This window comes from Erwinia sp. QL-Z3 (genome assembly GCF_004551645.1).
Taxonomy (GTDB): domain Bacteria; phylum Pseudomonadota; class Gammaproteobacteria; order Enterobacterales; family Enterobacteriaceae; genus Erwinia; species Erwinia billingiae.
In genome coordinates this window covers 2,438,662-2,451,600 of record NZ_CP037950.1, presented here as the reverse complement: position 1 = coordinate 2,451,600, position 12,939 = coordinate 2,438,662, and the positions used below count along the sequence as shown (strand labels likewise).

Annotated in this window: 11 protein-coding genes; 4 read left to right on the top strand and 7 right to left on the bottom strand. The window is 56.6% G+C overall.

Features of this window, described 5'->3' with window-relative positions:
• Nucleotides 1–120 precede the first annotated feature (120 nt).
• Complete coding sequence (gene ompC, locus E2F51_RS11850; RefSeq protein WP_013200919.1) at nt 121–1,236, top strand: porin OmpC; 1,116 nt, start codon at nt 121–123, stop codon at nt 1,234–1,236.
• Between the two features lie 122 nt (nt 1,237–1,358).
• Here the strand turns inward: ompC and crl are convergent, their stop codons facing one another.
• The 3 genes from crl to gpt all read right to left on the bottom strand — a co-directional run bounded on the left by crl (nt 1,359) and on the right by gpt (nt 3,694).
• On the bottom strand, nt 1,359–1,760 hold the full coding sequence (gene crl / locus E2F51_RS11845; RefSeq protein WP_013200918.1) for a sigma factor-binding protein Crl: 402 nt from the start codon (nt 1,758–1,760) through the stop codon (nt 1,359–1,361).
• Between the two features lie 110 nt (nt 1,761–1,870).
• The gene (frsA, locus tag E2F51_RS11840) at nt 1,871–3,121 is read right to left on the bottom strand and encodes an esterase FrsA (RefSeq protein ID WP_134823541.1); all 1,251 of its coding nucleotides are present in this window, start codon (nt 3,119–3,121) and stop codon (nt 1,871–1,873) included.
• A gap of 114 nt (nt 3,122–3,235) precedes the next feature.
• Nucleotides 3,236–3,694: a xanthine phosphoribosyltransferase gene (gpt, locus tag E2F51_RS11835; protein WP_013200916.1), complete on the bottom strand. Its 459-nt coding sequence runs from the start codon at nt 3,692–3,694 to the stop codon at nt 3,236–3,238.
• A gap of 250 nt (nt 3,695–3,944) precedes the next feature.
• Between gpt and pepD the strand changes: the two genes are divergently transcribed.
• Nucleotides 3,945–5,405: a beta-Ala-His dipeptidase gene (gene pepD / locus E2F51_RS11830; protein ID WP_053141691.1), complete on the top strand. Its 1,461-nt coding sequence runs from the start codon at nt 3,945–3,947 to the stop codon at nt 5,403–5,405.
• A gap of 78 nt (nt 5,406–5,483) precedes the next feature.
• On the opposite strand, the gene dinB is transcribed toward pepD, so the two are convergent.
• The gene (dinB, locus tag E2F51_RS11825) at nt 5,484–6,539 is read right to left on the bottom strand and encodes a DNA polymerase IV (protein ID WP_013200914.1); all 1,056 of its coding nucleotides are present in this window, start codon (nt 6,537–6,539) and stop codon (nt 5,484–5,486) included.
• Nucleotides 6,540–6,780: 241 nt separating this feature from the next.
• Here dinB and dpaA point away from each other — a divergent pair, with 241 nt between their 5' ends.
• Nucleotides 6,781–7,521 carry a peptidoglycan meso-diaminopimelic acid protein amidase gene (gene dpaA / locus E2F51_RS11820; RefSeq protein ID WP_013200913.1) on the top strand — a complete coding sequence of 247 codons (741 nt, stop codon included), beginning with the start codon at nt 6,781–6,783 and terminating at the stop codon, nt 7,519–7,521.
• Here the strand turns inward: dpaA and E2F51_RS11815 are convergent.
• Both E2F51_RS11815 and lpcA read right to left on the bottom strand, forming a co-directional pair.
• Nucleotides 7,492–8,259, bottom strand: a complete 768-nt coding sequence (locus E2F51_RS11815) for a class II glutamine amidotransferase (RefSeq protein WP_013200912.1) — start codon at nt 8,257–8,259, stop codon at nt 7,492–7,494. The genes dpaA and E2F51_RS11815 overlap by 30 nt on opposite strands.
• Before the next feature lie 29 nt (nt 8,260–8,288).
• Nucleotides 8,289–8,867, bottom strand: coding sequence for a D-sedoheptulose 7-phosphate isomerase (gene lpcA, locus E2F51_RS11810; protein ID WP_013200911.1), 579 nt, complete (start codon nt 8,865–8,867; stop codon nt 8,289–8,291).
• Between the two features lie 215 nt (nt 8,868–9,082).
• Between lpcA and fadE the strand changes: the two genes are divergently transcribed.
• Nucleotides 9,083–11,551, top strand: a complete 2,469-nt coding sequence (gene fadE / locus E2F51_RS11805) for an acyl-CoA dehydrogenase FadE (protein ID WP_134823540.1) — start codon at nt 9,083–9,085, stop codon at nt 11,549–11,551.
• A gap of 92 nt (nt 11,552–11,643) precedes the next feature.
• Here the strand turns inward: fadE and mtnK are convergent, their stop codons facing one another.
• On the bottom strand, nt 11,644–12,843 hold the full coding sequence (gene mtnK / locus E2F51_RS11800; RefSeq protein ID WP_013200909.1) for an S-methyl-5-thioribose kinase: 1,200 nt from the start codon (nt 12,841–12,843) through the stop codon (nt 11,644–11,646).
• Nucleotides 12,844–12,939 lie beyond the last annotated feature (96 nt).

The window sequence follows — 12,939 nt, the reverse complement described above, 5'->3', positions numbered from 1 at the left end:
AAATAACAAGAAATGAGTCGAAATGTAATAAAACTTTAATCTCCTCAAGGTAAAACGTTCCTGCCTTCAGAGAAGTCTTAAGGCCACTTGAAAACTTACTCATTCGGGATTGATAGCAAAATGAAGAAAAGCGCACTGGCAATCTTAACCGCCGCACTGGCTCTGTCCACCGCTGCACAAGCCGCAGAAATCTATAATAAAGACGGCAACAAGCTGGATCTGTACGGTAAAATTAAAGGCCTGCACTATTTCAGCGACAACGACGGCAGCAACGGCGATAAGTCCTACATGCGTATGGGCTTCAAAGGTCAGACCCAAATCAACGATCTGATGAGCGGTTACGGCCAGTGGGAATATCAGTTCAACACCAACAACTCTGAAGGCAGCGATGCCAATACCGGTAACAAAACCCGTCTGGGCTTTGCCGGTCTGAAATTTGGCGACTACGGCTCAATCGATTATGGCCGTAACTACGGCGTGCTGTATGACGTGGAAGCCTGGACGGATATGTTCCCGGAATTCGGCGGTGACGGTACGGCGCGTGGTGATAACTATATGACCCAGCGTACCACCGGCGTGGCGACCTACCGCAACTCAAACTTCTTCGGTCTGGTTGATGGCCTGAAGTTCGCCTTACAGTATCAGGGCAAGAACGATGCGGGTTCTTCTAACTCGCGTACTGACGTCAGCAAGCAGAATGGCGACGGCTACGGTCTGTCGGCGGTATATGCGCTGGGCGACAGCGGCGTGAGCCTGAGCGGTGCTTATACCTCTTCAGACCGCACCAACGCACAGCAAGCGCGTGTCTGGGGCCAGGGCGACAAAGCCGATTCCTGGGGCACCGGTCTGAAATATGATGCGAACAGCGTTTACCTGGCCGCCATCTACACCGAAACCCGCAACATGACGCCAATCAGCGGCACGGCCGTGATCAACGGTGCCACCACCGCGGTCGCGGGTGCAGCCAACAAAGCACAGAACATTGAATTGGTGGCACAGTACCAGTTCGATAACGGCCTGCGTCCATCCGTGGGCTACGTGCAGACCAAAGGCAAAGACATCGAAGGACTGGGTGATGTTGACCTGGTGAAATACATCGACGTGGGCGCGACGTACTACTTTAACAAGAACATGAACACCTACGTTGATTACAAAATCAACCAGCTGGACGACGACAACAAACTTGGTCTGAACAACGACGACGTGGTTGCTGTTGGCCTGACGTACCAGTTCTAATCCGTTTTTTTATTCCCCGTAACACGCCACTGCTACGGTTGTTCCACCCTCGTTATGTGTCTAAAACAAAGGCTGGCAATTGCCAGCCTTTTTTAATGCTCAGGTTATGACTTCCGCCGGGATCAGGCGGTCAGTTTGACCGGCGCATCCGCAAAGTCTGCAGCGGGTTTCAGCCCCAGCTCCATCTCTTCCAGCAGCGCTTTCAGCCGCACGTGGAAATTGCGTAAGGTCTCTTCCAGCCGTTCGTTATTCTCTTTCCCTTTCACGGTCGACGGCTTCCAGTTGCCTTCTTTATCGAACAGACCGAAGTGGTACTCGTAGGTGAAGTGATCGCTTTGCGCTTCCAGCTCCATCCACCAGCCCCAGAACTCACGCAGCTCAGGTGAGGGTTTCACATTGACGCAGACCGCCAGGCAGTCAAAGAAAAAACGGTCGTCTTCACATTTCGCTTCGCGAATATAAGGCCCCAGCGATCCAAAGCGCTTCATTAAGCGGCTTTTGGGATGCCCACTCGGTAACGTCATCAGTAAACCTCCATCGTTGAGCCTGTTAATTAATCCTCTATGGCGCTTAAACGCGGCAACACAGCGGTTTAAGGCTTAAAGGTTATAGCAAAGGATTGAATTTTAGCAACTCATCGCGTCAGCCGTTTCGCTAACCAGTCGACAATATCACGTAATGCTTTATCAAAGTTGAGCATTGCAGGCGAGAGCGGGATCGGCATCAACTTCCCGTCAGCGGACGAGTTGACGATAAGCCGGGATTCCTCTTCCGGGCTGAACGGGTCGTTTGGCCAGTAGCCGGACAGCATCGGCGTAGGGCATCGACGTCCCAGCAAGCCCTGCATCTTCAGCGAATAACGATTAAGCTCAACGCGCAGCGCAGAGTCAGACGCGGTGGCCATGCCCAACCGGCTGGCCAGCACGTCCATATACATCTCGGGAACGCTGTCCTGCTTCGCCTGATCGCACAGCAGGCTGTGCACCACCGGCCCCAGGCAGGCCACGGCCCGCAGGCGCGGCGCTTCCAGATAGGCCAGCCTGACGGCGACGTTCGCACCAAAGCGGTAGCCAAACGCGCCGACGCGCTGATGATCGACCCAGGGCACGTTCTCCAGCTGACGCAGAACATGCTGATGCAGGAAGCTGGCATCCTGCGTCAGCTTCCATTTGGCCGAGAAGCCTACCGACGGCATATCGATGGTCAGCATGGCGATGCCGCGCGGCGCCAGGTAGTCGTGGAACAGGCGATAATGGTCGGTTTGCAGCGAGTCGAGGCTGCCGCACAGCAGCACGGTAGGATAAGGCGCGCTGACGCCGGGCGGCATATGCAGGAAGCCAAAGATCGGGCTGCCGCCGGGAATGGCAAATTCCAGCTCCTTCAGTTCACCGGACAGGCGCGGCGTGGCTTCTTCATACGCGCGGTTCGCCAGTACCTGCGCCTGCTCGGCCAGCTCATCGCCTTTCAGATGCGGATAACCGGCAATGCCATACAGATTGGCGGCATGCAGCCAGCACTGGCCGGCCTTCGCATCGGTTTCAGCCTCACCGGCTTTCTTCTGCCACAGCGCCGCCTGTTTCGACCACTCATAAATCCAGTTACCGCCCCGATAACCGACCACGGTATCCAGCAGCTGGTCGTCGGTGTGCTCAACGCGACTGACGGCGATGCGGGCCAGCACTTCACTGATTTCCTGCGGGGTGATGCCGCGCCACGTCCACAGCAGGCGGTTGATCATCCGATACCAACCGGCATTACTATCCCCTTCCAACGCGGAGTGGATGGGCAGCGGTTTATGGTGATGGAGACGGCGAACTAACGATGACGTTTCAGGATGCTTGAAGCGAGGTTTGAACAGCTCTTCGCTCAGATTTTTAGGTGACATGACGTAACGATCCTCCAGCACGGGGCATGGGATGAGTCTATCCCAGCCTCAGCCCTGACGCTCGTAAAAACGACAACGCCCGGCATAACCGGGCGTTGCTTTGACGTGCGTCAATCAGCCTTTAACAATTGGCGGCAGATAGACCACGCCCATGTCCCACGGCTGCTCAATCCAGGTGTTCTGCGGGATATCGACCACATAGTCGTCCACCAGCGGGCGACCGGCTGGCTTAGCGAAAATGGTGACGAAGTGCGCTTTTGGATACATATCACGGATGGCCTGAGCGGTGCCGCCAGTATCTACCAGATCGTCAATGACGATAAAGCCTTCACCATCGCCTTCTGCACGCTTCAGCACGGTCATTTCGCGCTGGTTGTCGTGATCGTAGCTGGAGATGCACACGGTATCGACGTAGCGGATGCACAGCTCACGAGCCAGCAAAGAGGCGGGAACCAGACCACCGCGGCTGACCGCGATAATGCCTTTCCACTGTTCAACAGGAAGCAGGCGCTGGGCCAGTTTACGGGCATGAATTTGCAGCATGTCCCAGGTGACGACGTATTTTTCACTCATAAAGGAATCCCGACCAATGGTGTTGGCTTAAAAATGTACAATGGGAGAGGTTGCGCGGAATTATAGTGATCTGAGCCGCTAAAAACCAGCGCCGTGACCCTTTTTTCCTTCCGCGAAGTAAGCACGGCTGCGGAAACGATGATATTCTTTGCCCATCGCGTCAGAGCATCTGACGGGAGTCATCCACTCGCTAAACATCCTCGCCATCCGCAGCCCAGCTGGCCGATGGTGATGACACAGGAGATTTGTCGTGTCTGAATTATCTCAACTTTCCCCCCAGCCGTTGTGGGATATTTTTGCCAAAATCTGCTCGATTCCGCACCCGTCTTATCACGAAGAAGCACTGGCAGAACACATTCTGTCGTGGGCGAAAGAGCAAGGTTTAACGACCGACCGCGATGCAGTGGGTAACATTCTGATCCGCAAGCCTGCCACTGCCGGTCTGGAAAATCTGAAGCCGGTGGCCCTGCAGGCGCACCTCGATATGGTGCCGCAGAAAAATAACGACACCGTGCATGACTTCACGAAAGATCCGATTCAGCCATGGATTGACGGCGAATGGGTAAAAGCGCGCGGCACCACGCTGGGCGCCGATAACGGCATTGGCATGGCGTCCGCGCTGGCGGTGCTGGCCGACCCGAGCGTTGAGCACGGTCCGCTGGAAGTGCTGCTGACCATGACCGAAGAGACCGGCATGGTCGGCGCCTTTGGTCTTCAGCCGAACTGGCTGCAGGCCGATATCCTGATCAACACCGACTCCGAAGAAGAAGGTGAGATCTATATGGGTTGCGCCGGTGGCATTGATTTCACCTCGACGCTCGCCATCAGCCGTGAAGCCGTTCCGGCTGGCTACGAGCCGCTGAAGCTGACCCTGAAAGGCCTGAAAGGCGGCCACTCTGGCTGTGATATTCACGTCGGTCTGGGTAACGCCAACAAGCTGCTGTCCCGCTTCCTGTTCGCGCACGCTAAGGCGCTGGATCTGCGTCTGGTGGACTTCACCGGCGGCACGCTGCGCAACGCCATCCCGCGTGAAGCGGTGGCCACGCTGGCGGTACCGGCAGACAACGTCGACGCGCTGAAAAGCCTGGCGCTGAGCTATCTGGAAACGCTTAAGTCCGAGCTGAGCCTGAAAGAGAAGAACATCAACATCGTGGTTGAGAACGTGGCGGCTGGCGACCAGGCGCTGACGGCGGCAAGCCGCGATACCTTTATTGCCCTGATGAACAGCACGCCAAACGGCGTGATCCGTAATTCAGACGTGATGAAAGGCGTGGTCGAAACCTCGCTGAACCTTGGCGTGGTGTCGTTGAAAGAGGATGAAGCGAAGATCAACTGCCTGATCCGTTCGCTGATCGACAGCGGTAAAGACTACGTGGTGGAAATGCTGACCGCGTTGGGCGAGCTGGCGGGCGCGAAAACCGTGGCCAAAGGCAATTACCCTGGCTGGCAGCCGGACGCGTCCTCGCCGGTAATGGCGCTGGTTGGTGAGACCTATAAAAAGCTGTTTGGCAAAACGCCGAACATCCAGGTGATCCACGCGGGTCTGGAATGTGGTCTGTTTAAGAAGCCGTATCCGGACATGGATATGGTGTCTATCGGACCGACCATTACCGGCCCACACTCACCGGATGAGCAAGTGCATATCGAAAGCGTTGGCCTGTACTGGAAACTGCTGACCGCGCTGCTGAAGGCGATCCCGGCCAAGTCATAAGCCGGCTGACGGGCGGGAGAGATTCCGCCCGTTTTCTTTCATCCCCCGGCAACCTCTGTCGATCACAACTCCGCCGTCTTACAGCCCCAGCAATAACTGCCTTTCCAGCTGCGGATTCAGCAGCGTAACGTGCAATCCTACCAGCCTGACGCCTCTTCCGCCGCGCCGCTCTTCCCAGGTTTTGCGCGCCACCTCGATCAAATCCGCCTTATTCAGCATCGGCCAGATGTGCTCCTGAGTGGTTTGCTGGAAATCCGAGAACTTCAGCTTCACGCCCTGACGCGCAATCTGCCGGTCGGGTTTGATTTTGATCAGCCGACGCTCCAGCTCGTCATACAGGAAATCGATGATCTCCAGGCAGGCTTCCCAGCTGTGAATATCTTCCGACAGCGTGCGTTCCACGCCGAGTGATTTGCGTAAGCGTTCGGTCACCACTTCCCGCTCGTCGATGCCGTTACTGCGTTCCCAGATCACCCGGCCAAACTTGCCAAAGCGTTTTAACAGCGCGGAGAGATCGGTGCTCTGCACGTCGGCGCAGGTTTGCAGCCCCATTTCCTCCAGCTTTTTGGCGGTGACTTTACCGACGCCGGGAATTTTCGCCAGCGGCAGCGTCAGCAGAAACTGCGGTAGCGAGTCGGGCGTAATCACATATTGCCCGTCAGGCTTGTTTAAATCGGAGGCGATTTTGGCGGCGAACTTGATCGGCGCAATGCCGGCGGAAGCGGTGAGATTGAGTTCGCGGGCGATGGTCTGGCGGATGTCGCGCGCCATCAGCGTGGCAGAGCCGTGACAGTGCGGGCTGTCGGTGACGTCGAGATAGGCTTCGTCCAGCGACAGCGGTTCAATCAGCGAGGTGTAGCGCGAGAAGATTTCACGAATATGCTGGCTGGCTTCTTTATAGGCTTCGAAGCGGCCAGGGATCACTTTCAGATGCGGGCAGAGCTTCAGCGCCATCGCGGTGGACATGGCGCTGTGCACACCAAACTTCCGCGCCGGGTAGTTGGCCGTGCTGATAACCCCGCGCTTCAGATGGCTGCCGCCAATGGCGATCGGGATATCACGCAGGCTGGGATCGTCGCGCATTTCTACCGCCGCGAAAAAGCAGTCCATATCAACGTGAATGATCTTACGCATATCCCCCCCAGATGCACTGGATAAGTATACAGTTAATCAGCCGGGTTTCAACATGCCGTTCGCCCGGTAAAGCGCAGCGGCATAGGCTTCCGGCAATTTTTTCTTTCTCAATTTGTTCACTGGCGACTTGATAAAAAAATAGACAATGCTAATGTGACGCAGCGATAGCGGATTTCTCCGATATTGCAAGTGACACTGCCCTCGGGCATAGCATCCAACCCTCTTTTTCAAGGGAACCAGAATGGGCAAAATCGCACTGCTGTTTGCGATGATTTTTCTGCCAGCCGTCGTCTTCGCTAGCGTACCAACGTCCCCGGTACTTCCGCTCGCGCCGGTAAGCAAAGAGTTAAAGAAACAATTACTCGGCACCCCCGTGTATATCCAGATTTTCAAAGAAGAACGTACGCTGGAACTGTATGGCAAAATCGGTAACGACTACCGCTTGCTGGACAGCTACCGCATCTGTAACTTTTCGGGCGGTTTAGGCCCAAAACGTCGTCAGGGCGATTTTAAAAGTCCGGAAGGATTTTACAGCGTGGGCCTTTCCCAGCTGAAGCCTGACAGCCGGTTCTACCGCGCCATTAACGTCGGCTTCCCCAACGAATACGATCGCCAGCAGGGTTATGAAGGGAAATACCTGATGATCCACGGCAGCTGCGTATCGATTGGCTGCTATGCGATGACCGATGCCAACATTGCCGATATCTATCAGTTTGTTGATGCGGCGCTGCGTAACGGCCAGCCGCGAGTGGAAGTGAGCATTTACCCGTTCCGCATGACCGACAGCAATCTGCAGCGTCATCGCAATTCGGTGTATTACAGCTTCTGGAAACAGCTGCAGCCTGGCTATGCACAATTTGTGCAAAACCGCCTGCCGCCGTCAGTGAGTGTTAATGAAGGTCATTACGTGCTGAACCAGCCAGGTTCCCTGATCAGCGCGCCGGTTTCCGGATCAGCGCTCGCGCTCACCGAGGCAAAATAACGCCCAGTCACCTGGTTCAATCTTGTTCCAGGTTTCATTCCCCGTCAGGGGCTGAGTGGCGATCACCGTGACCACGTCGTTCGGCGTGGTCTGCTTTTGAAAATCAATCTCGACATCCTGATCCAGCAACGTGGCTTTGCCAAACGGTGCCCGTCGGGTGATCCAGAAAAGATTGGTCGAACAGAACGCCATTAAATACCGCCCGTCCGACAGCAGCATATTAAACACGCCCTTCTCACGCAGCTCCGCCGCCAGTTCAGCAATATAACGGAATACCGCAGGCCAGTTCCCCGGCGTACGCGGATAACGGGTGGTCAGCTTATGCAGCAGCCAGCAAAATGCCTGCTCGCTGTCCGTTTCACCGATCGGCCTGAACGGCCCGGTATCCATCCCTTTATAGCCTTTCAGCTGCCCGTTGTGCGCATAGGTCCAGTTGCGGCCCCACAGTTCACGGGTGAACGGATGGGTATTTTCCAGCGACACTTCGCCCCGGTTGGCCTGGCGGATATGCGCCACCACCGAACGGGACTTGATCGGGTATTCCTGCACCAGTCGCGCGATAGGCGAATTAAAGCTGGGCTCGGGATCTTTAAAGGTGCGGCAGCCTTTCCCCTCGTAAAAGGTAATGCCCCAGCCATCTTTGTGCGGGCCCGTTCCCCCACCGCGCTGCACCAGCCCGGTAAAGCTAAAACAGATATCCGTCGGAACATTCGCGCTCATCCCGAGCAATTCGCACATAGAAAATCCTCACGTAGCGGCCAGAAAAACTACTCGGCCATCTCTTTTTCAATCAGCAGGATCAGGATGTGGATCACTTTGATGTGGATCTCCTGAATGCGGTCGGCGTAACCAAAGTGCGGCACACGAATTTCCACATCGGCCATGCCGTCCATCTTGCCGCCATCTTTGCCGGTCAGGGTGATCACCTTCATGCCCTGAGCGCGAGCGGCTTCAACCGCTTTGATCACGTTGGCGGAGTTGCCGGAGGTGGAGATACCGAACAGCACATCACCGGATTTACCGACCGCTTCAAGGTAACGCGAGAAAACGAAATCATAGCCAAAATCGTTGCTGACGCAGGACAGGTGGCTGACATCAGAGATAGCAATGGCCGGATAGCCTGGACGGTTCTCACGGTAGCGCCCGGTCAGCTCTTCGGCGAAGTGCATGGCGTCACAATGGGAGCCGCCGTTGCCGCAGGAAAGCACTTTGCCACCGGCTTTGAAGGCGTCTGCCAGCAGCACCGCAGCGCGCTGGATAGCGTGAATATTGGCATCGTCACTGAGGAATTTATTGAGCGTTTCCGCTGCTTCGTTGAGCTCGGCGCGAATGATGTCCTGATACATAGGGAAAGTCCTTTAGAGGTGAGGTCGCCATCAGTTTACCAAGTTGGGAGAGGGGCGAAAAGCGCCCTGCACCTCAAGCTTGGGCTTTGACTTTTGGTGCGGCCGGTTTGTGAGCCAGGTTGTAATTATTATGTAAACAGATTGCTAACGCGCAGCTTCTCCATTAAACCTGTATTCAACAGGTCAGACCTCTTACAACTTACGGAGCGTTAGTTATGATGGTTCTCAGTATCGTGGCCACGATCGTGTTGATCGGCGCACTCTTTTATCACCGCGTAAACCTGCTGCTGAGCAGTGCGATCATGCTCGCCTGGACAGCTGCGTGGTCATTTGCGCACCTCTGGACGCCGTGGCTGTTGATCCCGCTGGCGATTATTCTGCTGCCTTTCAACCTTTTGCCACTGCGTCGGGCGATGTTCTCCAAATCCATGCTGCGCACCTTCCAGAAGGTGATGCCGCCGATGTCGCGCACCGAAAAAGAAGCGATCGAGGCCGGCACCACCTGGTGGGAAGGCGATCTTTTCCGCGGGACGCCGGACTGGCAGAAACTGCACAACTACCCGCAGCCACGGCTGAGCGAAGAGGAACAGGCGTTCCTCGAAGGCCCGGTTGAGGAAGCCTGCCGGATGGCCAATGATTTCCAGATCACCCATGAAATGGCCGATCTGCCACCGGAGCTGTGGGCCTATCTGAAAGAGCACCGCTTCTTTGCGATGATCATTAAGAAAGAGTACGGCGGGCTGGCCTTCTCGGCTTACGCTCAGGCGCGGGTGTTGCAGAAACTGGCTGGCGTCTCCGGGATCCTGGCGATCACCGTTGGCGTGCCGAACTCACTCGGCCCTGGCGAACTGTTGCAGCATTACGGCACCGATGAGCAAAAAGATCATTATCTGCCGCGCCTGGCGCGCGGTGACGAAATTCCGTGCTTTGCCCTGACCAGCCCGGAAGCGGGGTCGGATGCGGGTGCTATTCCGGATACGGGCGTGGTGTGCATGGGCAACTGGCAGGGTCAGCAGGTGCTGGGCATGCGCTTAACCTGGAATAAACGCTACATCACCCTCGCGCCGGTCGCTACCGTGCTGGGCCTGGCCTTTAAGCTGTCGGATCCTGAGCATCTGCTGGGTCAGACCGAAGAGCTGGGGATTACATGTGCGCTGATCCCGACCGATACCGCCGGCGTGGAAATCGGTACCCGCCACTTCCCGCTTAACGTGCCGTTCCAGAACGGGCCGACGCGCGGTAACGATATCTTTGTGCCGATTGATTACATCATTGGCGGGCCAAAAATGGCCGGTCAGGGCTGGCGGATGCTGGTGGAATGTCTGTCCGTAGGACGCGGCATCACCCTGCCATCCAACTCCACCGGCAGCCTGAAAAGTATTGCGCTGGCGATTGGCGCCTATGCGCATATCCGTCGTCAGTTCCGCCTGCCAATCGGCAAGATGGAAGGGATTGAAGAGCCATTAGCGCGCATTGCCGGCAATGCCTACGTGATGGATGCCGCCGCCACGCTGATCACCTCCGGCATTATGCTCGGTGAAAAACCGGCGGTACTGTCCGCCATCGTCAAATATCACTGTACCCACCGTGGGCAGCGCGCCATTGTCGATGCGATGGATATCGCCGGCGGTAAGGGCATTATGTTAGGTAAAAGCAACTTCCTGGCGCGGGCTTATCAGGGCGCGCCGATTGCCATTACCGTTGAAGGGGCCAACATCCTTACCCGCAGCATGATCATCTTTGGTCAGGGCGCGATCCGGTGTCATCCTTATGTGCTGGAAGAGATGGCCGCCGCACAAAGCAACGACGTGGTGAAGTTTGATAAAGCCCTGTTCAGCCATGTTGGTCACGTGGGCAGCAACCAGATGCGCAGCCTGTGGCAGGGTCTGACCGGCGGACGCACCAGCGCCTCGCCAACCCGCGATGCCACGCGCCGTTACTATCAGCATCTGAATCGCCTGAGCGCCAATATGGCCCTGCTGTCGGACATTTCGATGTCGGTGCTGGGCGGCAGCCTGAAACGTCGCGAGCGCATTTCGGCCCGTCTGGGCGATGTGTTAAGCCAGCTGTACCTGGCCTCGGCGGCGTTGAAGCGTTATGAAGATGAAGGCCGTAACGAAGCCGATCTTCCGCTGGTACATTGGGGCGTTCAGGATGCGTTGAATCAGGCGGAAATCGCCATTGACGATCTGCTGCGTAACTTCCCTAATCGTCTGGTGGCGGGTGTGTTACGCCTGACCGTGTTCCCGCTGGGTCGTCATTGCCGTGCGCCTTCAGACCGTCTGGATCATCAGCTGGCGCGTATTCTGCAAATTCCATCGGCCACCCGCACCCGTCTGGGCCGTGGCATGTACCTGAAGCCGACCGAGCATAACCCTGCCGGTCAGCTTGAAGAGGCGCTGGCCGATGTGATGGCCGCCGAAACCATCCACGATCGCCTGTGTAAACAGCAGAAGAAACACCTGCCGTTTACCCGTCTGGATGAGCTGGCGAAGCAAGGCTTGCAGGAGAAATGGCTGAGCGAGGAGGAAGCGAGCGTGCTGATCCGTGCGGAAGCCAGCCGTCTGCGTTCCATCAACGTTGATGAGTTTGAACCTGAAGCGTTGGCGACCCAGCCGGTAAAAAAGGCGCTGCCGGTGGTGCAGGCTGAGCCACAGCAACCGCGCAAAACCGAAGCGGCCTGACCGCTAACGTAATAAAAAAGGCCGGAAACTTTCCGGCCTTTTATGATCCTGTCACCCTGTGGACATCATGCCGACAGGGGGAATCCTCTGGCTCAGCCGTTCTGACGCACGCGGGCAATCAGCGCATCGCTGTCGGCGATATGATCGGCCGCCAGGATCAATGTCCGGCCCAGCGTGATGCACTGGCGAACGCACTCAACGCGCATGGTGTCGTCTTTGATGGTTTTAATGTCGGCGATCTGCGAAATGCCCACGGTACGGCGGATCATTTCCACGCCACAGAAGCCCAGCGTATCCCGCCAGATTTTCTGCAAAAACGCCGCCGCATAGCCCGGATAAGCCAGCGCGCGATCGGTGGTTTTTTCCGCCGCCAGCGCGAGGAATCCTTCGGCAAAACTTTTCCACGCGGCACTGACGTCACGCAGACGCTTTTCGCGCACGTCTGCCGCTTCACGCGGTGCCAGCAGCCCCGGCAAGGCGCAGTAGTTCAACAACAGGTTGCCGAGCGCGCTGCCGACATCAAAGCCAATCGGACCGTAATAACCAAACTCCGCATCAATGACTTTCAGGCTGCCTTCGGCGACAAAAATCGACCCGCTGTGCACGTCACCATGCAGCAAGGCTTCAGCGTTCGACAGGAAGCGATGCTTCAGTGCCGCCACTTTCAGACGCAGCTCGTCGTCGGTCCGCAAGGAGGCGACCAACGGCTCAAGCGCCGGGGCATAGGCGTTACGCTCGTGAATTTCGTAAGGCTCGTCGAAGAACAGGTCTTCGGTCATCTGGCACAGTTCAGGGTTAGTGAAGCGGATGACATCGGCTTTTTTCTGATGAGGATGCTGATGGAAATCAGAGGTATGGAACAGGGTCTGCGCCAGATATTCCCCGAGCTGCGAAGCGGCCTGAGGATAGTCCACTCCTTTAACCTGCTCACCGCGCCAGATGGCATGGCTGGAGAGATCTTCCATCACCATCACCGCCAGCACCGGATCGTAATGCAGGATTTTTACCGTATGCGCCGGGCAGAATGTGCCGTGCACCTTCAGCACTTCGGCTTCAATACGCGCACGGTCTAAGGTCAGCGGCCAGGACTCGCCGACGCAACGCACATACGGCAACGCCTGCTTGACGATCACCCGGCTGACGCCTTCGCTGTCGAAGATTTTAAAGACGAGGTTCAGGTTACCATCACCGATTTCCTGTGACTCCACCAGACTCTCTGGATTTTCAACGCCGCCGAACTGGCGGGCATAGTCCACGGCATCCGCTGCAGTGAAGGTACGGTATTGCGACATTAACTCATCCTCATCAAAACGTTCCAGTCTGCCCATCGCGTATCGTGCGAGCCTTTTTCGCGCAAATTTGTTGCGCAAGCCGTTCAGACGTCTATA